This window comes from Mobiluncus holmesii ATCC 35242 (assembly GCF_000185445.1).
Lineage (GTDB): Bacteria > Actinomycetota > Actinomycetes > Actinomycetales > Actinomycetaceae > Mobiluncus > Mobiluncus curtisii.
The window spans coordinates 438,614-460,343 of record NZ_GL622346.1 but is presented as its reverse complement, the minus strand read 5'-3'; the positions used below and the strand labels follow the sequence as shown (position 1 = coordinate 460,343).

Here is a 21,730-nt window from a genome sequence, read left to right as displayed (position 1 = left end):
CTAACAATTCCTGTCCAACTTTCATCGCATAACTTCTCCTACTAAAGTAGGAGAACAACTAGCACCAAAGTCGAATATTTTTCACAATTATTTTTTAAATCACTACATTTTCTTATGACTGTATTCTTTAGAGGGAATCTGGTTTATTATAAAAAACATGGATATCCCTCGGTCTCAACTAAGCCGACTCTTACACCTCGATGTGGCCGCCAGAGCCGGACTGCAATGGCTCATGACCACTCTGACCCTGCGTGGACTGCTCTTGTCGACCAGCCTTGCTGTTTTTGCCCTGTGGCAGGTCTGGACTTGGATAAAAACCCCACCGCACTCCCTTTGGTTGTGGCTGTTGATACTGCCTATAGTTACCGCCTGGATTTTGATGGTTTTCCGTCCCGTGCCGGGACGCTGGATTCTGTTAGCTGTGTGTGTCCTCTATATCTTCTTGCCAGTACAAACCCCGATATTGCTTCAAAGCATGGCTTCGCTAGTGCTATGCGCCGAGGGGACAGTGCATCGGCAACGCTGGCTAGTCATAGCCACTGTGCTCTCCAGTTTTGCATCATTCCAACATTTCGATTACCAGGTTGAGTCCCTCATCAGCCAGTTAATCCTGAGCCTAATAACTGTTGGTTTATCTTGGGCAGCACGCGTGATTGTGGAGGAACGCGAAACCGCAAAAGAAAACGTCCGACGCATCCAGGAAGAAACCGAACAACGCATCGCCGCTGCCATCCACGACACCACCGCCCGAGACCTCACCCGTCTGGTGCTGCGCCTACAACATTGGGAAGAGTCCAACACTTGCGACCGCCAAATTATTCAACAAGAACTGCAGCAAGAAGCCGCCGAGTCCCTCAGTCGGCTGCGACACCTGATTCGGGTTCTCGAAGGGGTACAACTAGGCATCGACCAGGAAGCACTCACCCTGAAAGAAACCCTAGAGCAAGCCCACAAGCACCTGACTCACGCCAATATCAGCCTCACCACAGACATTGACCCACGGCTTTACAATCTACCCGTGGAAAACACCCTGATAGTAACCGAAACCGTAGCGGAACTGCTCGCTAATGCGGAAAAATACGCCGCTCCACTAAGTGAAGTCGAACTGAGCCTGAACCTGGAAGGACAGACGGTGACGCTTTTCCAAAGCAACCGCATCGGGCAATCCCCCAAACCCCCCGACGTTTCCGGGGGAACCGGACTGCAACGCTTGGCCTACCGGCTGGACAACCTCGGAGGAAACCTCGAAACCAGCACCATCGGCGCAATGTGGCTCACAGAGGCCCAAATCCCCCTGATTCCAGACTTGGAAAAACTATTGAAAGGATAATCATGACCACAGACACCCACCATCACTACCAGGTCATTCTGATAGACGATGACCACGAAATTCTTGAAGATTTGCGCCTAGTCATCGAAACAGATCCCGAAATCAGTGTGGCTGGCATCGGCTTTGATGGGAGCTACGTCCTGGACTTAGTGCAAACCCACCATCCCGACGTGGTTCTGATGGACGTAGAAATGCCCAAAGTGGACGGCATCGCCGCCACCCGACAACTCAAATCCCGATACCCTAACCTGGGAGTAATCATGTTAACAAACTTCCGCCATGATACTTGGCTGAAAGAAGCCCTAGATGCCGGGGCGGACGGATTCCTGACCAAGGACACGCCCCGCGCCGACCTGTCCGCTGCGGTTAAACGTGTCGCCCATGGTGGCAGGTTCATGTCTACCAAACCCCTCAATATGCTGATAGCCAACTACGAGGATCCCAATTTCACCCCCGACCCCAGGTTCCGTGCCGGAGAAAAAGCTCTCACCGCTACCGAGCGGCAAGTCTGGCAGGAAGCCCTGAAGGGAAAAAGCAACGCGCAAATCGCCAAAGTCATGCAAAGCAAGGAAAGCACCATTAAAACCCACATGAGCGCTATCATGCAAAAATTCTCGGTACGCTCCCGCGCCGAACTCCTGGTTTTCAGTGCCAAAAACGGAGCTATTCGCGAATAAGTCAATCCAGACACCTCATACCCGCGCATCCTAACCTAGCCATAGTGCGCGACTGCCCACTCCCACCACGCAAAAGTGGGCGAGAAAAGTTACCTATCAACCGAAAAAATCCTCGAAAAATCGCACACTGCCAAAAAGTTTCTGTATGAAGGATAGAATTTTAGGATTAATTGTGTGTTTTTTGTTTGGGTTTTCCCATCCCTTTCCGGCTTTGTCGCCGGTGCGGTACCCCTTACGTATATCTAGCAAGTCAAGATTTACCCGGCGCTGCCCCTCACGGGTTCGAGTCCCCAACCCCTTTAAATATTTTCGGACGGGATAAACCCGCCCGACAAAAAAGTGGACCCAGAAGGACTCAGTGATTTTGCTACGCAAAATCACCACCCGCTCGAAATCTTCGATTTCTCACGCCAGCGCCTGAAAACGCTGTCGCGTTTTCGGACGGCGCTGCCCCTCACGGGTTCGAGTCCCCAACCCCTTTAAATATTTTCGGACGGGATAAACCCGCCCGAAAATATTTGTGGACCCAGAGGGACTCGAACCCCCGACATCCACGGTGTAAACGTGGCGCTCTAGCCAACTGAGCTATAGGTCCTAAGGGTTTGCGCGAAACGCAAACACGAGACTATTGAGGATAACATTTGCCACGGCAAGTTGCGAACTGACCAGCCCGAATCACTCCGCAAAAATAATCTCTCCACCACCTCTAGGCTCCCCCACCGGCAGGCTTGTATCCGAAGGCCAGCCCACGTCTCCTGCAGTTGCCGCAACAACTACTCTTTTACCGTTGTACGGAACCCACCCTGGGGTGGTATCAACGCCATCTACGCCCGCATAATATGCGCCCACACAGAGCAGCTTCGCTGAACCGGTTTGCATGCCGGTTCCATCCCCGCTCGTGCCAGCCACTGTTTGTGGTCCATCAAAGACCAGAATCGCGTACTTTTCATATTTAAAACTCCCGCTATAGTCAGGAAGACGATTTTCCGCAGCCTTAGAATCAGGTCAGCACTTTAAGACCACGGGTTTCCCAGGTCTGATCCTTTGGTCGTGAATCCCAAACTTTTGAGGCAGCCCGCATCATTAATCCCCCCCCCGCCAACCGCTCCGTGTGCGCCGCGCTTGGTGACCGGATTGCAGCGTTGTGGCAGACCGGTCGACAGAGTGGGTGTTCCCACTCCCCCTACGGACCTGTTGCCTTCGGCACTCTCAATAGGCACTGTCGCTGGGAAACCAGAACCATGCCCCATGTCAGTTTCCGCACCGAAATCACTGTAAAAGACGAGCTATTCGCCCTGCACAACCGTGACTGGCACGGATATACTTGCTGTCTGTGTCTCATTCTCACTCGATTTCTCGGATTTCTCGGACTCAAGAGGCTTCGACGACTTCGCCCGCTTCGCGCCTGGCGATGATGATTTCCTTGGGCTTGATTACGGTCTTGACCTTGGCGGGGGTGGTTTGGCTCTGGCCCGATTGGCACCATCTGCAAGAAGTCCGCCAGCTGAACTTCAGTTTCGCGACCGCACCGGGAGTTTCCTATGAACGCGCCAACATCGTGAAACTCGAGCCAAAGTGTCGAGACACCGACATTTCCTCTTCTGGCGCGCAAAGCCACCTAGACGACTGCGTCCGCCTGACCGCGCGTCTGACCAGTGGACCCGATTCCAACCAGGTCACCACCCTGGAGGCAGTCGGACCCGGCGCACATTCGGACTTGAAACCCGGTGACACTATCCAAGTCATGCGCTCACCAGGGGAAAAACCCGGCGCCGACACCTACACCTTCACCGGCGTCCCCCACGACCTGCCCATTATCCTCTTTGCCATCCTGTTCGCCGTGGTAGTTTTGGCAGTCGCCCGCGTCAAAGGAGCGCTTTCGCTGGTGGGACTAGCGTTCGCGACCGTGGTGATTGTGTACTTCATGCTGCCGTCCCTGGCCAGCGGTCGACCCGGCATCTGGGTCGGAGTGGTCGGATCGTGCGCCATCATGCTCATCGTCATTCACATCGCCCACGGCATATCTATGCGGACCGCGTCTGCCCTGCTGGGCACCGTGTGCGGTTTGGGGCTTTCGGCTTTGCTGGGCACCATCGCGGTGAAAAGCGCGCACATTTCGGGTTACATTGACGAAACATCCTTTGACCTGTCCGCCGCTATCCCGCACCTCAACATGAGCCAACTGTTCGTTGCTGCCACTATCCTGGCGGGACTGGGGGTGCTTAACGACGTGACCATCACTCAAGCTTCGGCGGTGTGGGAGCTGCGATTGGCAGCCCCCACCTATACTCGTCGCGAAATCTATCAAAGCGCTATGCGCATCGGACGCGACCACATCGCGTCGACGATTTACACCATTGTCTTTGCCTACACCGGCGCGGCACTCTCTACGGTGATGCTGATAGTTTTGTTCTTTGAACGCTCACTCAGCGACCTCTTCACGACGGAGGCTCTCGCCGCCCAAGCCTTGCAAATATTGGCTTCCGGTTCTGCCCTCATTGCCAGCGTCCCCATCACCACCGCTATCTCTACCTTGGCGGTACGCAAACCCACCCCGCCGGTGACTGAAATTTGCGATTAAATCGGGGTTGGGGTGGTCTAAGGTATAGTCCCCCGATTTCTCGCTCCCTCACCCGACAGCTCTCGACACGCCAGACAGCAGACACGCGAAAATCCCCCGTATTCGAGCCCTCGTTACAGACAAAAAGAAACCCCCTGAACCAAGCAAAGAGGCAGTTCAGGGGGTATTTATTTAGTAGCGGGGGCCGGATTTGAACCGACGACCTCCGGGTTATGAGCCCGGCGAGCTACCGAGCTGCTCCACCCCGCGTCAAGCGACCCGTACACTTTACCAGTTCTGAGGTTTTACCTCAACTTGGCGGGCGCCACGGGTCGGGGTCACAAGCCCGTTGCGGCACTTTCCGTGTCAGCTAGCGGATTTCCGGGGTTGTGGACGGGCGCTGGCTGCCTCGGTGGATTTCGCCTTGGGACTGGCCGCAGAGGCTTTCACCTTGGGGCTATCCGCCGGGGTCGCTGCGCCGCTGGGCTGGGTAGTTGGCTGGACGCTCGGCTGAGCACCGGGCGTGTCGGCGGGATTTGCCGGCTGCGTCGCGTCCGAAGGCAACGGCGCCCCGCCATCGAAGGTCAAAGCCAGCTGCAGCTGTTGCTTTAGCTCGGTTTGAGCCTTACCGTAGGCTTCCCAATCGCCTGCCTTCATAGCCGCGTCCGCATCATCCATTGCCTTCCATGCGCCGTTCAGAGCCGCGTGGAGCTGCTGTTGCGGCGTCAAATTCGGTTCGGCAGGGCTCTGCTCACCATCCGCACCGGAAGCTCCCGGCACGTCATTTTCAGAAGTCTGTACCCCGGCGTCACCGCCAAATAGCTGATCCAGGGAAGCCTGCAGCGTCGGGGCGAAACCAATCTTGTCACCGAAAGATGTCAGCACGAAACGCAGCAGCGGATAGGACGTACCCGAATTACCCTGCACATACACCGGCTGGACATACAGCAGCCCCCCGCCGACTGGCAAAGTCAGCAGGTTACCACGAACAACTTCGGTAGATTGCTGGGACAGCAGGTTCAAGGTCTGCGAGACCGTATCGGTGGTCTTGAACTTGTTGGACACCTGACCCGGACCGGGAACTGCCAGGTCCGAGGGCAAGGACAGCAGCCGTAGCTTGCCATACCCGTCACGAATCTTGCCGGGCTCTGATCCCGTTTCCGAGTCCACCGTCAAATACCCGGTCAACACGTTTCGGTCCGATTGTCCGTAAGGAATATAGGTCGAGTACAGTGAGAACTCGGTCGATTCCTGACCGGGGGCTTTCATAGTCAGATAGTAGGGAGGCTGCAGCGCTGACGAGACGGTTTGGGAACCCTCGTGAGTCGGGTCATCAGGCAGCTTCCAGAAGTCCGAACCGGAATAGAACGAACGCGGGTCGGTCGTGTGGTAGCGCGCAATGAGGTTTCGCTGCACTTTGAACAGGTCCTCAGGATACTTAAAGTGCGCCATCAAATCGCCAGAAACCGAACTCAGCGGCTCAATCTGACCGGGGAACACGTTACTCCAAGCGTTGACGATGGGGTCTTTCGCGTCCCACTGGTACAGATGGACCGAACCGTCGTAGGCATCAACCACGGCTTTCACCGAGTTGCGCATATAGTTCACGTTATTCATGACTTGGTAGCCGTAGCCAATGTTGCGCGAATCAGAGATAGAAGTGTTCAAATCCATGTGGTTTGAATACGGGTAGGAGTTCGAGGTCGTGTAACCGTCAACAATCCATACCACCCGTTTCGGGGTTTTCGGGTCGCCGTCCATGTCCACGACCGCGGGATAAGCCCGCGAATCCAATGTCAGGTATGGGGCGACTTTCGCCACGCGTTCTTCGGGAGAACGATAAAACAGGATTTGGGATGATTTATTGACCTGTTGAGAAAAGAAGATTTCAGACGAACGGAACTTGAGGGCATACATCAGCCTCTCCCACAGGTTACCCACGCTGGGTCCGCCTTTACCCGTAAAGGTGTTGTTCACGCCCTTGTCCTGAGTTACATCCGAAGGGTAATCAAACTCGCGTTTCGGCGCGCCCTTTGGCGCCCCCACGATGGAATAATCCGGCGAGAACTGACCAAAGTAAATCCGCGGTTCATACTCACCCAACTCGCCTTGGGAAGGGATACCTTTTTCCCAAAACGCCGGAGAACCGTCCCCTTCAACCTTGGAACCGTAGGCAGTAACGACCCCGAAACCGTGAGTGAACACCGTATGCTGGTTGACCCAGGACTTTTGAGAATCGCCCAGCTGGTTCGTATCCAGCTCGCGAACCGCAATCACGGTGTCTTGTGCCTTGCCGTCAATCGTGTAGCGATCTACCGCCAGGTTGGAGGCAAAACGATAGTACTGCCGGTTCTGTTCCATCTGACCAAAAGTGCGGGACACTACTGAAGGGTCCAACAGACGAATCGAGGCGGTAGACTCGCTGTCCGACCGGAGCTGACCGGCAGTCGCCTCCGTGGTTGCTTTATAGGTTTCTTCCTTTACGTCAGCGATTCCAAAGGCGTCACGAGTCGCTTTGATGTTGTTCGAGATGTAGGGCGCTTCAAGTTCCTGCGCGGAAGGATCGACCTGGAACCGCTGCACCAGCCACGGGTATAGCCCACCCACCAGCACTGATGACAGCACCATGACACCGACCCCGGTGGCGGGAATGACCCAAGACTTCCGAAATGCACCGATGATGAACAATACCGCGATGACCAAGGAAATCCCTACCAAGATGTTCTTGGCTGGCAGGACGGCATGAATATCGGTATAGGACGCCCCGGAGAATTTGTCGTGCGTGCCCAGCAGCAGCACGAACCGATCCAGGTAGTAGCGCAGGCCGATGATGGCAGCCAGGATAGCCAGCAACACCGAAATATGAATCCGGGTGCGGTTGGGGATTTCAGCAATCTTCGTGGACAAGTTACCTTGCAGATAGTAGCGACCCAGGGTAAACATTCCGGCAGCCACCACCACATAGAACAGCAGGGTGGTCAACTCGGAAAATACTGGCAGAGAGAACACAAAGAATGACGAATCACGTGCGAAGATGGGATCCTTGACCCCAAAGTTACTCCGGTGGAACCATGCCGCGAACAACTCCCACTGCGAAATCAACGGGGTGGCGACCATCAGACCCACCACCAGCGGCAGAACCACAATCAGGAATTTACGCCACGGCTGCAGAGTATCGTGCAGGGCTGCCACCGCGGGACGCTCGGAGCGGCGGGTAGCACGCCGGAATTCCTCCTCCAAATCAGCCGTGTCAAAGACCGTTTCAAACTCAGCATCCAAGTCAATAATTTTTTCCGAGTCAGCAGGCTTGTCGGCACCTTTACGGTCCGTTGACTGTTCGCCTGGGTAGAGAGTTTCATCACTCTGCGAGTCTGGCTTTTCCTGCTTACCGGTATCTGGGTTAGTTTTTTTACCGTTACGCTGCGCTTGGCGTTTCGCCGCGTCCATCTTGCGTTCCGCGTTGCGACGTTTCTTAGCTTTGCCGCGTTGCGAAGCATCGGGACTCGCCTGTGCCGCAATCATCAAGTTCACCCATGTCACCGCGGCCGCCAACAACATTGCCACGACCACCAGACCAATGCGCCACCCCCAGGCTGTCAACACCACGGAAATGCGACCCAGCTGCTGATACCAAGCCAGTTCTGCCCAAACTTTGGACATGACACCTACCACGGCGATAAGCACCGCGATAATCGCGACGACCATGCCCAATGTCTTGTTTCCACCCTGCGGAGCGGAATTCGTTCCCCCGGCAGCGGGACGTGGCATACGGGGCGGCTGCATCCCGCCCGGACCACGCGAAACACCCCCCGGAGGACCGGCAAAAATGTTGCCAAAGAATGAACCGTTGGAGGGATGCCCTGTACTCACTTAACACCTCAGTTTCAAATCGGGTACTCAAGTGCCATCTTTCCACAAAACCTCGGTGTTCTTCCATTCGGGACATTTTTCGTCCACTGTGACCGCTCACCTGAGTGATTCCCCGAAGTTTCAACTTTTGATGGGATAATGGAAATCATGAGTGAGTCAAGCAATCCTTTAACGAATTTTCCCGGCGGGACCGTAATGGGGATGTCATTTACTCCCGATGGGGACTCCCGCCCGACCCCGACCGGAGAAGAATCCGTACCCCCCGCGTCTGAACAGGTTCCCGTCCCGGCTGAGATTCCCGCTATTGTGCGGGTAGTGTGGGAGATTGACGCCCATGCCGAACCACTGACAGACCTGCAAACCGGTCAGCTCTTTACTCTGCACAAGACCGGGGATGCCGCCCAAATGCTGACCGGACATGCTCCGGATGAGCTGGTCAACGCGATGCGTGATACCGCCGAGTCAGATCCGGAATCGTTGACTGCATTGCCTTTCCAGCTGCCCAACGATGACGGTTTAGATTTCTTAAAACAGCTGGGGCGCGTGGTATGGAGCGACGAAATCGAAGGCGTGGCGGTGCTCTATGAAACGAACGCCATGTTGACCGCCGCGGACATGGCAGACGCCCCCGCTGACCCCCAGGAACGGCAAGCCTACCTGGAGAAAAAGACTGCCGGTCAAGAACGATCCCGCTTCGTTGTGGCAGCCACCCGCACTGAAGCCTGGTCGGTCGTGCACCCGCGCTTCGACACTGACCCGGAGCATATTGAACAGGGCCCGGCGTTAGTCGCGGATTTGCTGCAGCTGATTACCAACGGCATCAACGGTGGTTCAAACACGGCTTCTTGACCTGCGCTAGCGCCGACCGAACCGAGTCTAGTGCCTGCCGGAACGCCGCAGCGTGGCACTGCGGTGAGGCCAAAACGGAGCCAGGAAACGGCACGCCTCACGCTCTTGAGAGGAACCGTCACGGCGGGCTTTGGCAAAAGACACGATAAGTCGGCTGCGCGCCCGCGTCACCCCGACATAGCACAAGCGACGTTCTTCTTCGATGGTCGCAGCGGTTTGGGCGAGGCTGATGGGCAGTAGCCCTTCACTGGCTCCTGCCAGAAACACGACTTCCCACTCGAGTCCCTTTGCAGAATGCAGGGAAGCTAACGTTACGCCGCCGGGTTCGTCGTCCTCCGTGTCTGTCCCGCTGTTCGCGGTTCCTCCCGCTAGTTTCGTGACCTGGTCCTTGATTACGAAAGGAATTCGTTTCGCCCCCAACGCCACCGCGAACAGGGCAGCTTGGGCGTTGGTGCGGAATAGCACCGCAATTTGGCGGGGCGACAGACCTTCCGCCAGCAGGTCTTGAATGCGGCGGGCAATTTCCTTGGCTTCAGTTTCATCATCCGGCGCCACGAACCATGACACTTCCGGACCGGTTTCACGTTGGGATACCAAACGGACAGTACCCCCCAGAGGTCTACCGTCCGTGCCTTTTGCCTGGGCGAGAACCTGATTCGCCAAGTTCACAATCTGAGGAGTGGAGCGGTAGTCCCGGATGAGTTCCACAACCTTCGCTTCGGGATAGGTCTGGGTGAACTCGGTCAAGTATTCCGGAGTGGCGCCGGCAAAAGAGTAGATGGTTTGTGCCGCGTCCCCCACTACTGCCAGATCACGGCGGCGACCCAACCAGCTCATCAACAGGTAGTTTTGCAGGGGTGAGACGTCCTGATATTCGTCCACCACGAAGTAGCGGTACTGGTTGCGGATGGTCCGCGCCACATCCTCGCGTTCATCCATCATGCCCGCGCAGAGCAGCAAAATATCTTCAAAATCCAGCATTTCTGCCGCTATTTTCGCGTCCTCATAGGCGTCCAGCAGTTCTGCCACTCGCTCGGTGCTAAAATCGGCTACGGCTTCGCGCCCTGCCGCTCGCGCTGCCAGGGCATAATGCGACGGGTCTATTAGTGAAACTTTCGCCCACTCAATTTCCCCCGCCAGCGCGCGCACCTGCGCTTTTCCGAGGTTCAGCCCCAAACGTACTCCCGCTGCCGTCACCAGGGTCGCTTTCAGCCCGGTCACGGTGGGCACGGTCCCCCCCATAACCTGTGGCCAAAAATGCCTGACTTGCGCCAGCGCCGCGGAGTGGAATGTGCGCGCCCAGACCTGTCCCACCCCCAGACCTTCCAGGCGGGTTTTCATCTCTGCCGCGGCTTTTTGGGTGAATGTCAGCGCCAACACGTTTTCGGGATTGACCTGACCGCTGCGCACCCCGTAGGCGATGCGGTAGGTAATTGCCCTGGTTTTTCCGGTACCCGCCCCCGCTAGCACGCACAGTGCTCCGTGCTGGTGCTGGGCGACCTCGCGTTGCTGTTCATCTAGGTCATCGAGCAGTTGGGCGGCGCTCACTTCCGGGCTGGGCAGCGCGTCCTGACGCTTACGGTCCACGGTTACCTCCTCTCAATCCCGCGTTTCCGGGTTTCCTCAAGTGTCCCACGCCGGTCGACACGGCACGAAACCGGGGGTCTGTCCAGCCTGGACGCTGAGTTATCCACAAGCTCTAAATTGTCATTTGAGTTTATTATATATGTTTTGAGATGCTTTGAATAGAGGTGATATATTATGAAACTAAATGAGGGTATTCACTTGGTTCGGCTACCTGATGGCTCCGCCGAGCTGTGCGCCGGGTTGGAAACCATGTTTCACTTTCCGCAATGTTCCGAAAAAGAGTTCCAGCTACTGCAACGCCTGGTGGCAGGCTGTACCCGCCCGGATTTGTCCGATTTTGCCAAAGCCTGCCGCATCCCCTTGACCAGAGTCTCGGAAATGCTGCGGACCTTGGCTGATGCGGAACTGCTGCAACTGCGCAATCCCCGCCTGTACGGCGGTCCCGATGACGGTTTTTGGTCACGAGTGGGGGGCGCCAAGATGCGCCGCACCTATCGGCTTCGCCAAAAACTGAGCGTCTCCCTCAATCGAGCCGACCGCATGGCACAACTGCTGGCGGTGGAACTGGGCGCCGCCGGCATCGGCAAGATTCAGGTCCCCACCTCCACCCGCAGTCCCGAACCGGACTTGGAAACTGCCCCCCATCCGCGGCTCACCACGAAAGACCTGGTGGAACAGCGTCGACGGCACGCCACGGTGACGACGCAGCGAATCGTGGCGGACTTGGCGGTGCAGTTCAGCTGGGGCATCCCCGATCCGGTAGCGGCACAAAAAGCGATGCAGACCAATCAACCTTTCCTGGCAGTGGTGGCAGGCCACGATTTTGTTGAGGTCGGACCGTTGGTCGTGCCCGGACTGACACCGTGTACATCCTGTCTCGCCCTGCACCAAGCCACAGCGGTGACGCACCTGGCAGAACGCGCCGCGAACCTGCACTGGGCAGCATTTCCACGGGTAGAAACCGCGTTGGCAGGAGTGGGGGCAGCGATTGCGGCAGCGCAGGCTCTGGCGTTCCTAGATTGCCGTGCTCTGCATCCCGGCGATGTCACACGTATCTCGGTGGATGGCGCCGTCACCACGCGGCACTTTGAGTCTCACCCGGAATGCGATTGTAGTTACCTCCCGATGGAACTTGACGTCCCTCCAGAACCGGCATTTGCGAAGCGGGCACGGACAGTTCCCGCTGCCTGACTAAGCGTCAGAAGCGGGATTTTGCGGGCTATCCGGGCCCGTCCCGTCACCGGAACCATCGGGAGAATCGGTACCAAAACGGTCTTGTGACACCTCCGCGTCACCCTCCGAGTCGATACCGGGTTCCAACCCTTTGGCGTATCCCAAAGTCCCTTGCAGCATGGCCTCTAAATCGGCTTCCAGAGGGTCTTTCGGACCTTCTCCTGCCAAACGCGCCACGAACTGGTCGGGGGCGTCGAAGTCGCTTTCCTCCGGCAGCAGGTCCGGGTGGTCCCACAAGCCTTCTGCCCCGGCTTCTCCGAGCTTTGCCACCAGCTTGGACCACAAGGCGCTGGCTTCGCGCAATCGTTTGGGTCGCAGTTCCAAGCCGATGAGGGCGGCGAACGCTTTTTCTGCCGGTCCACCGGTGGCGCGGCGCCGATTCATCATCTCTCGCAAAGCGCCTATCTGGGGTAACGCCCCTGCCAAGCAGCGCGTGGTCACCATGTCGACCCAGCCCTCCATGATTGCCAGCAGGGTTTCCAGACTTTGTTTCGCCGCGGTTTGGTTGTTCGTCTGGCTGGGAGTCAGCACGCCTTGGGCAATAAGTCTATGCAGGGCATCTTGATCCATCGGGTCCAGCCCTTGCAGGGCAGACTCCATCGCCTGCAAATCGAAGTTGATGTCCCTCGCATAGTCCTCAATCGCTTTAATGACGTGCATCCGCAACCACGGCACCGCGTGATAAAGCCGCACGTAGGCAGCTTCACGAGTCGCCAGGAAGGTCAACACCGGCTCGACTTCCAGGCTGATGTCGGCAGCGAACTTTTCCACGTTTTCCAGCACTATTGCCGCTTGATTCACCTCTCCAACCGGCAGCCCGATGTCGGTCGAGCCGAAACTCTCCGCCGCTAAAGTCCCCCAGGCCTGACCAAACTGCAGCCCAAACAGATTTGAGCTCAACACCCCCAGCAGGGAATCCAGATTCAGCGACGCCGGGTCACCGTCCTTGGAAAACAGCCCCATCAGCTGATGCAGCTCGGGTGGTCCGGAAGAAATCTCAACGTGTAAATCCCCGTCCGCAATGTGCGCAGACAATGCCTGTTTCATAGAATCAGACGTCTTCGCAGCCACCGGGGTAACCAAGATTTTCCAGACTTCAGACGAGGCATCCAGCCACTTTGGTACGGACAGGGCAGCATAGCTGGCGGGGGGTGGCGTGAGCGAAGTGACCGGGTCGAGACGCAAATTCGCTTCTGACAGAGCTTGACGCACTCGGTCGGCATCCGCGGAAGTCACCACTTGGGTTGCCCCGCCCAGGCGCCCCAAGGCGGTCATGCGCGCCAAGTCCCAGTTCACCGGTTCATCGGAACTGGACAGCAGCGACTGTAACGGGAAAGCAAAAATACCTTCTCCACCAGAAAACGCCGAAAACGGGGTGCCGGAACGGAGCTTTTCTTCCATCTCGCGGGCTTTTTCCTCGCCAAAAACCTGGCGCAGCATTTGAGCCCAGTCAGGCATCTCACTTTCATCCATGAGACTATAGTATCCGTGATGAACACCGATGCGCTGGATAAGGGGGCGGACACGCCCGTACCCAAAGATTCACTGACGCTTGCATCCGGAACTGATGCGCCACCAGAAGACCCTGCTGACGCGCCCAAACCGACCCGCTCCCGCTGGTCTTTGAGTCGTTGGGTCTGGGGTCTCGTCCTCATCGTCCTGGGCGGGTATTTTCTGTTCCTCTATTCCTACCCGGTGGTCATCAACTATCCCGGACCGACTTTTGACGTACTGGGTAAGGATTCTAAGCAGACTCCCCTCATCGAGGTAAAAGGCGCGAAAACCTATCCGAATCACAACGGACAACTCCGCATGACCACGGTTTCTTCCCTGGGCGGGCCCGGTTCCATGGTCAGTGGTTGGGACCTGATTATGGCAGCATTTAACCCGAATGCCACCATCTTGCCGGTGGATGTGGTCTATCCCCGCAACGTCTCTAGCAAAGATATTAAGAAACTCGGCGTGCAACAGATGGACCAATCCCAGCTTTCTGCCGAGGCGGTGGCATTGGAAACCTTGGGATATAACGTGAAAATCACCTGGTCTGTGGCTGAAGTTGCCAAGAAATCCCCCGCGTTCGGAGTCTTGCATCGCAAAGACGTGGTACGGACCATAGCCCGACCTGGTCAAACCCCGGTGACTGTCCACACGGTCGAGGACTTGCGAAAATTCCTGGAAGGAGTGCCGGGCGGCGACACTATAGAACTCGGCATCGTCCGCGATGGACAAGCCCAGACGGTGCGTATGAAAACTGCTCCGGCAAAATTACCAAAAGGCAAAATCGGGAAAGGTTCGCAACTCAGCATCTATTTGGCTTCGGATGTAAAGATTCCCCTCGACATCACTTTCCATCTGCAAGACGTGGGCGGACCTTCCGCAGGGACCATGTTTGCCTTGGGAATAGTGGAGCAGCTCACACCCGAACACCTGACGGGGAAATCGGTGATTGCCGGAACCGGGACTATCGACCTGGCTGGAAAAGTCGGTCCTATCAGCGGAATTGCCCAAAAGATGGCGGGGGCAAAAGCTGACGGAGCTAAGTTTTTCCTGGCTCCGACCCAGAACTGTGACGAAGTCGTGGGTCATATCCCGAAAGGGCTGACGGTGACAAAAATCGGCACGTTTTCCGAAGCACTGGACGCGGTGCAAAAAATCCGCGACGGAAAGACCTCTGACCTGCCTCAATGCACGGTTCCCGCCCAGAAATAATAGACTGTGGATATGACTGAGAGAATTGAGCGCGCAGACGGTCGTCGGATGGACCAGCTCCGCGAGGTGACTTTGCACATGGATTGGGTCAGCGCCCCGGAGGGCTGCGTGTTGGTGTCTTGCGGGAACACCAGGGTGCTGTGTTCCGCCAGCTTAACGGAGGGGGTCCCCCGGTGGCGCAAAGATTCTGGCTTGGGCTGGGTCACCGCCGAGTATGCCATGCTCCCCCGTGCTACCGACACCCGTAACACCCGCGAGTCAGTCAAAGGGAAAATCAGCGGGCGCACCTCAGAGATTTCCCGACTCATCGGACGGGCGTTGCGCGCTGCGGTGGATTACGCCGCGCTGGGGGAAAACACTATTGCGATAGACTGCGACGTTTTGCAAGCCGATGGGGGCACCCGTACCGCCTCGATTACCGGGGCTTGGATTGCCCTGCAGTGCGCCATTGCCGTGGGGCGGGACAGTGGTTTTATCCCCGGCAATCCCACCCGTGACTCGGTCTGTGCTATTTCGGTGGGTATCATTGATTCCATCCCCCGCCTGGACCTGCCTTACGAGGAAGATTCTCGTGCCGAAACTGATATGAACGTGGTGATGACCGGCTCCGGATCCCTGGTGGAAGTACAGGGAACCGCAGAAGGCGCCCCGTTTAGCCGTGCCGAGCTGGACGCTTTGCTGGATTTAGCACAGGCTGGTTGCCGTGACTTAACCCGGCTGCAGCGCGCGGCAGTAGACAGCGCACCCGGAGCGGTGCTGACGCTAACAGATGGAGTAATCGCGTGAGTATTTTGACTTCTGTACCGGATTTGCGGGATAAGAACGCTCAGAAACTGAAACTGCCACCGGAGGCTCAGGTGGTGATGGCTACGGGTAATACCCACAAAGTTCGGGAAGTTGAAGAAATTTTGCGTCCTTTGGTGCCCAGTCTGCGCCCTGGGGGGATTGTCGCCGCCGGCACGTTGGGAGCGCCAGAACCGCGCGAGGACGGTACATCATTCTCTGCCAACGCTCTGATTAAGGCACGGGCCTTGGCCAGCGTGGTGGATGTGCCGATTTTGGCAGATGACTCCGGTTTGAGCGTGGATATTTTGGGTGGCTCCCCAGGAATTTTCTCCGCTCGGTGGTGCGGGCATCACGGCGACGACCGCGCCAACCTGGAACTTTTGTTGAACCAGCTGCAAGACATTGACGATGGCTATCGCACGGCAGCTTTTATCTGTGCCGCGGTGCTGCTGATTCCGGGAGGCGGAACATACCTGGGAAACGGGGTTATGGGCGGACGATTGGTGCGCGAGCCGAAGGGAAAAAATGGCTTCGGATACGACCCAATTTTCCTGGCAGACGGTCAGGAGGCCACCAATGGTGAGCTCAGCAAGGACGCCAAGAACGCTATTTCACACCGCGCCAAAGCCTTTAGCCAGATTGCTCCGCAGCTCGAGGCAATGCTGGGGGTTCGCACTCGTCTCACCCGGTAACGGCGGCGTCCCCCTCCGGACTGCCCTCATCGCGCTGGGGCGCAACCGACGCTACCCAATTGTCCTGACAAAATCTGTGAGTCGCCTGTAAGGAGGGAGAATTTTTCTTTGATTTTTCCCCGCAGTCTAGCCTTTCACGGGTCAAAATGGCACAATGGACGGTGAGAGCAAAGGATTGCCCTCGCGGAGTCGTTTAACTTCGCCAGAGTTTCAGGAGGAAATTATGCTTTCAACAGATGTAGTTGGGGCGATAAACCCCGCGTTGACAAATCAGGCTTTCACCCGCCCGGCTCCGGAGCCCAGTGGGAAAGCAGACAAGCCCGAGCCCATTTCGAACACCTCGAAAACCGAGGCTGCGGCTACCGGCGGTCACAGTGCCTTGAACGGTAACGTTGCTGAATTCAAGCCTGTCGTTGGTCCTTCACAACCGACCCATGCGGATTTGCCGCACACCTACAAGTCATCGAATTCGCACCTCGATGTCATGCTGTGACGGTTATCCGAGGTACTGAGGAAAGGACGGAGTCATGAACCCAATTTCTGGCGCTGCGCCGATTATGGACGCAGAAACGATGAAAGCCCTGATGGTAACGGCTGTCGCTGCACAGACAGCCACCGCGACTAAAGCTGCTACGGCAGCCGCAGCGCTAAAGGTCATGAACCCGCAAGGCGGGCTCGACGTTTACGCCTAAGGTTCAGTAATCTGATTTTCACACGCGCTCGACCGCAGTGACCTCCGGTCCCAAGAATCTGCGTGCCAGCCGTGTAAAGGTTTGCGTATCCCCCGTTGCCAAGAACTGGTAACGGGGGTTTACCGTATCTGCGCCGTCATCTGTGTTCAACCAGTCCTTGTCCAACAGTTGACGATAGACATCGTGAGCAGTCTCCTCGGCAGAAGAAACCAAAGTCACTTCCGGTCCCATAACGTAGCTGATGATACCGGAAAGCAACGGATAATGAGTGCAGCCCAACACCAGGGTGTCCACCCCGGCATCACGGATTGGTTCCAAGTATTCTCGCGCTACCGCTAGCAATTCCGGACCCGAAGTAATGCCGCGTTCCACGAAGTCCACGAATGCCGGGCAAGCTTTCGCGCTGACCTGCACTTGCTGGTAAGCGTGCAGGGCGCGTTGATAGGTTTCCGTTTCAATAGTGGTGTGGGTAGCGATGACCCCGATATGCCCATTTCGGGTAGCGGACACGGCACGATGCACGGCTGGTGAAATGACTTCCAGGACGGGAATCCCCAACTCATCATACTTTGACCGCGCCGCAAATACTGCCGTAGCCGAAGCCGTGTTACAGGCGATGACCAGCATCTTTACCCCGCGATCCACCAGCTTGTCCATGACGCTCAGGGACAGTTCTTTGACTCGTTCCACCGGTTTGGTGCCGTAGGGGCTATTGGCAGTGTCTCCGATATAAGTCACCGATTCACCCGGCAGCTGGTCGATGATAGAACGAGCCACTGTCAGCCCGCCCAGCCCGGAATCAAAAATCCCAATGGGTGCGTTATTCACTATCAAATCCTTTGCGTTCTAACCATCAACGGCATACATTAACGTTTCCAACCACCACGACAAAGCATTATAAATGCTGGCGATGGTGATTTCGTAAGCTGTGTAGACCCCGGTCTCCGGGTCGGACTCCGCCATCAGCTCGACTTCTTCCGCTCTGGTGTCGTTATCAATGCCCAAGGACCACCCCAAAGCCAACCGTGCATCGTTGATAGCGGTGACCCACACTTTCAAGGCTTCCGGCTTCACCATCACGGCACCGTTGCTGTGGGCAGCCCACCGCAGGCTTTCAGCGACCGTTCGCATGGCAGCAGTTTTTTTCGCTGCCAAATCGGGGGTGGTCAAGGCGCGCAGTTCCGCAGCTTCTTCCGGGTCCTGGCTCATGGGGCGCAAGATTGCCGCAATGTAGGGGTTCGCTGGGCATGGACGCGGACCCAGGGGGTCGAAGTCTAGCGCCGCTAAGGTTTGATCGTCGGTCATGCCCCGTGAGTTCGGTTCAAAGCCGGTGTTTCCGCGGCGTGGGGTGGCGGATTCACCAGGCTGTTCGTGGGGCTGATTGAGGTCCGTTTCCGTCTCTGTTTCCTCGCTGGCGCTGTGCAGTTCGGGACGCGAGGTGATGGAAGACACCGTATCTACTCCCAACAGTTTCTCAAACATGAGAGTGTGTTCTTTCGGGGAATTCGGCTCGAGGTCCACCCCCATCATGTCCAGGACGTCGCGCTGTTCTTCGGCTTCCATCGCGTCAGCCAGTTCCTCGAAAATCCCCGCCAGCAAGACCGCCTCGTGCGGCTCAACCCTGCTGAACCACCCTTCTGAAGGCGCGTTCAGCGCTGCAAATGCACGCATCGTGTCCGGTCCCCCTCAATCAGCTTCCTGTTCGAGCGTCGCCCACAGCCCGTATTCACTCATCGCCAACACGTCAGCTTCCATCTGTTCACGGGTTCCCGCACTCACCACTGCGCGACCTTTAAAATGGACTTCTTTCATCAGGTGCTCCGCGCGCTCGTGCGAGTACCCGAAATAGGTCTTAAACACCCAGGTCACATAGCTCATCAGGTTCACGGCGTCGTTCCACACCACTGTGTTCCACTGACCGGGAAGGACCCGGTCCAGCTGGGCGACCGCAGACGGAGCATATTCGGTACCGGGTTCGACAATACTCACGCTTTAAGGTTAAAGGTTTTTGACCAGGCGCGCAGGATTACCGCGCCTCGAAGCAAAAAGCTCCACCAGCATCTTAGAGCACCAGTAAACCGACCAAACCTGCCAGGAGCAGCACCACCAGGAGGGCGACGACAGCCCTGGTCACTCTGCCGCTGCCGAGCTTGTGGGCATTTGACACGTGGGGAACTAGGTTTTTACGGGAATCAGCATCATCCTTGCGCATAGCTTTATGCTACCGGCTCCCGTCACGCCACCGAGACGGGAATGAACAGATGCCGGCTTTATCCCCGTCCTGGTGACAGGTAAACGCGCGAGCGGGATGCCGGCGTCTCCAAGTTGAAACGGAAAACCCGCCGGACGCGACTATAGTTATACCTATGAACACGCGCGAATCGACTGCCTTACTGACTGATATGTACGAGCTGACCATGGTGGACTCCGCTTTGGAGCACGGGATGGGACAGCGCCAATGCGTGTTTGAGATTTTTACCCGACGATTTCCCGCTTCGCGGCGTTTCCTGGTGATGGCTGGGGTGGCGCGGATTTTGGAGGGACTCAAGCGTTTCCAGTTCGATGATTCTCAGCTGAAATACCTCTCGGATCACAAAATCGTCGGACAGAAAACGATTAAGTTTCTGGAGGATTACCAGTTTTCCGGCGACATTTTCGGCTATCCCGAAGGCGAAGTATTCATGGTGAATTCGCCAATTTTGACGGTTCGCGGGACGTTTGCCGAGACTTGCCTGTTGGAAACCTACCTGCTGTCGATTTTGAACTTCGACTGTGCGGTGGCGTCGGCGGCATCCCGGATGACCATTGCCGCTCACGGCAGGCCCTGTCTGGATATGGGGGCGCGCCGGGTACATGAGCGGGCGGCTGTTTCCGCTGCTCGCGCCGCACAAATTGGCGGTTTTCAGGGTACGTCTGACTTAGAGGCCGGGAAACGATACGGGATTCGCGCTATCGGCACTGCTGCCCACGCCTTTACCCTGCTGTTTGAGGATGAAGAAGCCGCTTTCACCGCTCAGATTGAGTCGATGGGTCCGGACACTACACTGCTGGTAGATACCTACGACGTGACTGCTGCCGTCGAGAAAGCGGTGCGAATTGCCAGAGCTGCCGGGGGGGAACTGGGTGCGGTTCGTTTGGATTCGGGTGACCTGGTGGCAGGCGCGTTTAAAGTTCGCCAACAGCTCGATGATTTGGGGGCGACTTCCACCAAGATTACGGTGACCAATGATCTGGATGAATACGCTATTGCCGGTTTGGGCGCCGCGCCAGTGGATTCCTACGGGGTGGGCACCCGATTGGTGACCGGTTCGGGGATTCCGACCGCTGCCCTGGTCTACAAGCTGGTCGCTCGTGAGGACGCAAACGGGAATCTGGAATCGGTGGCGAAACGCTCGGTTGAGAAGTCGACTCGGGGCGGATTGAAATGGGCGGGACGCGCTATTGAGGATCACACTGCCATGACCGAGCTGCTGGTGACTGCCCCGAACCGGGAGGCTGCTACGGAATACTTCGCGAGTCACGAGGCTCGCCCGTTGCAGCGGGATTTCGTAATCGACGGGACTATTGACAAATCTTGGATTGGTCCCGATGCCCTGCAGCGCGCTCAGCAGCACCACATCGAGGTCCGTAACGAACTGCCTTATCAGGCGTGGCGCTTGAGCGAAGGCGAAGTGGCTATCCCCACAGAATACGTGGACCTTTAGCTCTCAGAGCCACCGAAAAAGGGCCAGCCGGGTTGACCGTTATGGTCCCCGTTCATAGATTTCATGATTTCTTTGCACGCCGGGCAAATCGGAAAATTCTTAGGGTCGCGCATCGGCACCCAGACTTTGCCGCACAGGGCGATGACAGCTTGACCGGTCACAGCCGAGGCGGTAATTCGGTCTTTGCGCACGTAGTGGGCATAACGCTCGTTGTCACCAGGATTACGTTTCAGTTCGGTTTCGGTGCGTTCCAGCACCGCCGTGCCACCTTGAGTCAGGGGCTGACCCGCAGTTGTTTCGCTCATGCCACCATTGTAACCTGTAACCGCCCGGGTCAGCCTGGGCTGTGATGGTGGCAGACTCGGTCCGAGCGACACCCCTAAAAACAAAGCCGGTCGCCACGGGGGCGACCGCTTCGTACGAGATGCTTCGATTACTTGTTGGACACAGCCTTCTTCAGGGTGGAGCCGGCAGAAATCTTAACGCCGTAGCCAGCGGGAATCTTGATTTCTTCGCCGGTGCGGGGGTTGCGACCGGTACGAGCGGCACGAGAAACGCGCTCCACATTCATCAGACCGGTTACCTTCACGGTTTCGCCCTTTTTGAGGGAGTCAATCAAGATTTCCTGGAAAGCAGACAGAGCGCCGTCAGCTTCGGTCTTGGACAGACCGGCTTTCTTGGCGATCTCGGCAACAAGTTCAGTACGATTCACAGACATGTGATTCCTTTCGGATAGATCGTCGATTTCACTTTGGTGAAATCCTCCATTAGAGACTACGCAAATTTAGCGCATTTGTCAGCGAGTTAGCAAACAAATCTCGATTTTTCCGCGGTTTTCCACCCTCTGGATGCACTCGTTTCACAACGACCACAAAAGCCTCATATTTTAGCCTTGCTGCGGGGCATCCCGACGGGTCGGTACCGCGCACTTCCCTAGCGACATTTCGTGGCGCGGCTGGTCGGGGTCACGAACGGAACTAACCGATGCGGGTCACGTCACTCGCTCCACCGGGCTGGTGCGCCACAAACGTTGCCCCGACC

The 21,730-nt window shown here is 56.9% G+C and carries 20 protein-coding genes and 2 tRNA genes; 11 read left to right on the top strand and 11 right to left on the bottom strand.

Features of this window, described 5'->3' with window-relative positions; all coding sequences use genetic code 11:
* The first annotated feature begins 157 nt into the window (after positions 1–157).
* Together HMPREF0576_RS01935 and HMPREF0576_RS01930 are read left to right on the top strand one after the other, a co-directional pair.
* Entirely contained in the window at positions 158–1,330 is a 1,173-nt protein-coding gene (locus HMPREF0576_RS01935) for a sensor histidine kinase (RefSeq protein WP_004010495.1), read from the top strand.
* A 2-nt stretch (positions 1,331–1,332) separates the two neighbouring features.
* Entirely contained in the window at positions 1,333–2,007 is a 675-nt protein-coding gene (locus HMPREF0576_RS01930; RefSeq protein WP_004010494.1) for a response regulator transcription factor, read from the top strand.
* Positions 2,008–2,528: 521 nt separating this feature from the next.
* Here HMPREF0576_RS01930 and HMPREF0576_RS01920 read toward each other — a convergent pair.
* Positions 2,529–2,602: transfer RNA gene (locus HMPREF0576_RS01920), tRNA-Val, on the bottom strand.
* Between the two features lie 738 nt (positions 2,603–3,340).
* Here HMPREF0576_RS01920 and HMPREF0576_RS01910 point away from each other — a divergent pair.
* Positions 3,341–4,588, top strand: coding sequence for a YibE/F family protein (locus HMPREF0576_RS01910; RefSeq protein ID WP_004010492.1), 1,248 nt, complete (start codon positions 3,341–3,343; stop codon positions 4,586–4,588).
* 175 nt (positions 4,589–4,763) lie between these two features.
* On the opposite strand, the gene HMPREF0576_RS01905 is transcribed toward HMPREF0576_RS01910, so the two are convergent.
* Positions 4,764–4,837, bottom strand: a tRNA-Met gene (locus HMPREF0576_RS01905).
* A gap of 96 nt (positions 4,838–4,933) precedes the next feature.
* On the bottom strand, positions 4,934–8,272 hold the full coding sequence (locus HMPREF0576_RS01900) for a UPF0182 family membrane protein (RefSeq protein WP_004010491.1): 3,339 nt from the start codon (positions 8,270–8,272) through the stop codon (positions 4,934–4,936).
* Positions 8,273–8,584: 312 nt separating this feature from the next.
* Between HMPREF0576_RS01900 and HMPREF0576_RS01895 the strand changes: the two genes are divergently transcribed.
* Positions 8,585–9,286 carry a hypothetical protein gene (locus HMPREF0576_RS01895; protein WP_236589574.1) on the top strand — a complete coding sequence of 234 codons (702 nt, stop codon included), beginning with the start codon at positions 8,585–8,587 and terminating at the stop codon, positions 9,284–9,286.
* Positions 9,287–9,313: 27 nt separating this feature from the next.
* On the opposite strand, the gene HMPREF0576_RS01890 is transcribed toward HMPREF0576_RS01895, so the two are convergent.
* Entirely contained in the window at positions 9,314–10,873 is a 1,560-nt protein-coding gene (locus tag HMPREF0576_RS01890) for an ATP-dependent helicase (protein WP_004010489.1), read from the bottom strand.
* Between the two features lie 174 nt (positions 10,874–11,047).
* On the opposite strand from HMPREF0576_RS01890, the gene HMPREF0576_RS01885 reads away from it, so the two are divergent.
* Complete coding sequence (locus HMPREF0576_RS01885; protein WP_004010488.1) at positions 11,048–12,064, top strand: hypothetical protein; 1,017 nt, start codon at positions 11,048–11,050, stop codon at positions 12,062–12,064.
* Here HMPREF0576_RS01885 and HMPREF0576_RS01880 read toward each other — a convergent pair whose 3' ends face one another.
* A complete protein-coding gene (locus HMPREF0576_RS01880) occupies positions 12,065–13,579 on the bottom strand; it encodes a zinc-dependent metalloprotease (protein ID WP_004010487.1) in 1,515 nt (504 codons plus the stop codon).
* Between the two features lie 18 nt (positions 13,580–13,597).
* Between HMPREF0576_RS01880 and HMPREF0576_RS01875 the strand changes: the two genes are divergently transcribed.
* From HMPREF0576_RS01875 to HMPREF0576_RS09370, 5 genes are all read left to right on the top strand, one after another.
* Positions 13,598–14,815, top strand: a complete 1,218-nt coding sequence (locus HMPREF0576_RS01875; protein WP_004010486.1) for a YlbL family protein — start codon at positions 13,598–13,600, stop codon at positions 14,813–14,815.
* Between the two features lie 12 nt (positions 14,816–14,827).
* Positions 14,828–15,601, top strand: coding sequence for a ribonuclease PH (gene rph / locus HMPREF0576_RS01870; protein ID WP_036324476.1), 774 nt, complete (start codon positions 14,828–14,830; stop codon positions 15,599–15,601).
* A complete protein-coding gene (rdgB, locus tag HMPREF0576_RS01865; RefSeq protein WP_004010484.1) occupies positions 15,598–16,293 on the top strand; it encodes an RdgB/HAM1 family non-canonical purine NTP pyrophosphatase in 696 nt (231 codons plus the stop codon). The genes rph and rdgB overlap by 4 nt, the downstream gene beginning before the upstream one ends.
* Before the next feature lie 223 nt (positions 16,294–16,516).
* Complete coding sequence (locus HMPREF0576_RS01860; RefSeq protein ID WP_231294218.1) at positions 16,517–16,786, top strand: hypothetical protein; 270 nt, start codon at positions 16,517–16,519, stop codon at positions 16,784–16,786.
* Positions 16,787–16,820: 34 nt separating this feature from the next.
* Positions 16,821–16,985 carry a hypothetical protein gene (locus HMPREF0576_RS09370; RefSeq protein ID WP_004008098.1) on the top strand — a complete coding sequence of 55 codons (165 nt, stop codon included), beginning with the start codon at positions 16,821–16,823 and terminating at the stop codon, positions 16,983–16,985.
* Positions 16,986–17,003: 18 nt separating this feature from the next.
* Here the strand turns inward: HMPREF0576_RS09370 and murI are convergent, their stop codons facing one another.
* The 4 genes from murI to HMPREF0576_RS09365 all read right to left on the bottom strand — a co-directional run bounded on the left by murI (position 17,004) and on the right by HMPREF0576_RS09365 (position 19,197).
* Positions 17,004–17,813, bottom strand: coding sequence for a glutamate racemase (gene murI, locus HMPREF0576_RS01855; RefSeq protein ID WP_036324154.1), 810 nt, complete (start codon positions 17,811–17,813; stop codon positions 17,004–17,006).
* Positions 17,814–17,831: 18 nt separating this feature from the next.
* Positions 17,832–18,656 carry a DUF2017 family protein gene (locus tag HMPREF0576_RS01850; protein ID WP_004010482.1) on the bottom strand — a complete coding sequence of 275 codons (825 nt, stop codon included), beginning with the start codon at positions 18,654–18,656 and terminating at the stop codon, positions 17,832–17,834.
* 15 nt (positions 18,657–18,671) lie between these two features.
* Complete coding sequence (gene clpS, locus HMPREF0576_RS01845; protein ID WP_004008101.1) at positions 18,672–18,974, bottom strand: ATP-dependent Clp protease adapter ClpS; 303 nt, start codon at positions 18,972–18,974, stop codon at positions 18,672–18,674.
* A 73-nt stretch (positions 18,975–19,047) separates the two neighbouring features.
* Positions 19,048–19,197 (bottom strand): hypothetical protein, encoded by a 150-nt coding sequence (locus HMPREF0576_RS09365; protein WP_004008102.1) that lies wholly within the window; start codon positions 19,195–19,197, stop codon positions 19,048–19,050.
* A 154-nt stretch (positions 19,198–19,351) separates the two neighbouring features.
* On the opposite strand from HMPREF0576_RS09365, the gene HMPREF0576_RS01840 reads away from it, so the two are divergent.
* Entirely contained in the window at positions 19,352–20,689 is a 1,338-nt protein-coding gene (locus HMPREF0576_RS01840; RefSeq protein WP_004010481.1) for a nicotinate phosphoribosyltransferase, read from the top strand.
* Here HMPREF0576_RS01840 and HMPREF0576_RS01835 read toward each other — a convergent pair.
* Entirely contained in the window at positions 20,686–20,994 is a 309-nt protein-coding gene (locus HMPREF0576_RS01835; RefSeq protein ID WP_004008104.1) for a DUF3039 domain-containing protein, read from the bottom strand. The genes HMPREF0576_RS01840 and HMPREF0576_RS01835 overlap by 4 nt on opposite strands.
* A 128-nt stretch (positions 20,995–21,122) precedes the next feature.
* A complete protein-coding gene (locus tag HMPREF0576_RS01830; protein WP_004008105.1) occupies positions 21,123–21,407 on the bottom strand; it encodes an HU family DNA-binding protein in 285 nt (94 codons plus the stop codon).
* Between the last annotated feature and the right edge of the window lie 323 nt (positions 21,408–21,730).

Excerpts from the sequence above, each read along its gene's own strand:
- HMPREF0576_RS01935 (WP_004010495.1), top strand. The coding sequence starts at position 158 with ATGGATATCCCTCGGTCTCAACTAAGCCGACTCTTACACCTCGATGTG.
- HMPREF0576_RS01930 (WP_004010494.1), top strand. The coding sequence starts at position 1,333 with ATGACCACAGACACCCACCATCACTACCAGGTCATTCTGATAGACGAT.
- HMPREF0576_RS01900 (WP_004010491.1), bottom strand. The coding sequence starts at position 8,272 with ATGGTCGTCGCGATTATCGCGGTGCTTATCGCCGTGGTAGGTGTCATG.
- HMPREF0576_RS01895 (WP_236589574.1), top strand. The coding sequence starts at position 8,585 with ATGAGTGAGTCAAGCAATCCTTTAACGAATTTTCCCGGCGGGACCGTA.
- HMPREF0576_RS01885 (WP_004010488.1), top strand. The coding sequence starts at position 11,048 with ATGAAACTAAATGAGGGTATTCACTTGGTTCGGCTACCTGATGGCTCC.
- HMPREF0576_RS01880 (WP_004010487.1), bottom strand. The coding sequence starts at position 13,579 with ATGGATGAAAGTGAGATGCCTGACTGGGCTCAAATGCTGCGCCAGGTT.
- HMPREF0576_RS01875 (WP_004010486.1), top strand. The coding sequence starts at position 13,598 with ATGAACACCGATGCGCTGGATAAGGGGGCGGACACGCCCGTACCCAAA.
- rph (WP_036324476.1), top strand. The coding sequence starts at position 14,828 with ATGACTGAGAGAATTGAGCGCGCAGACGGTCGTCGGATGGACCAGCTC.
- HMPREF0576_RS01860 (WP_231294218.1), top strand. The coding sequence starts at position 16,517 with ATGCTTTCAACAGATGTAGTTGGGGCGATAAACCCCGCGTTGACAAAT.
- HMPREF0576_RS09370 (WP_004008098.1), top strand. The coding sequence starts at position 16,821 with ATGAACCCAATTTCTGGCGCTGCGCCGATTATGGACGCAGAAACGATG.
- HMPREF0576_RS01850 (WP_004010482.1), bottom strand. The coding sequence starts at position 18,656 with ATGCGTGCATTTGCAGCGCTGAACGCGCCTTCAGAAGGGTGGTTCAGC.
- HMPREF0576_RS09365 (WP_004008102.1), bottom strand. The coding sequence starts at position 19,197 with ATGCGCAAGGATGATGCTGATTCCCGTAAAAACCTAGTTCCCCACGTG.
- HMPREF0576_RS01840 (WP_004010481.1), top strand. The coding sequence starts at position 19,352 with ATGAACACGCGCGAATCGACTGCCTTACTGACTGATATGTACGAGCTG.
- HMPREF0576_RS01835 (WP_004008104.1), bottom strand. The coding sequence starts at position 20,994 with ATGAGCGAAACAACTGCGGGTCAGCCCCTGACTCAAGGTGGCACGGCG.
- HMPREF0576_RS01830 (WP_004008105.1), bottom strand. The coding sequence starts at position 21,407 with ATGTCTGTGAATCGTACTGAACTTGTTGCCGAGATCGCCAAGAAAGCC.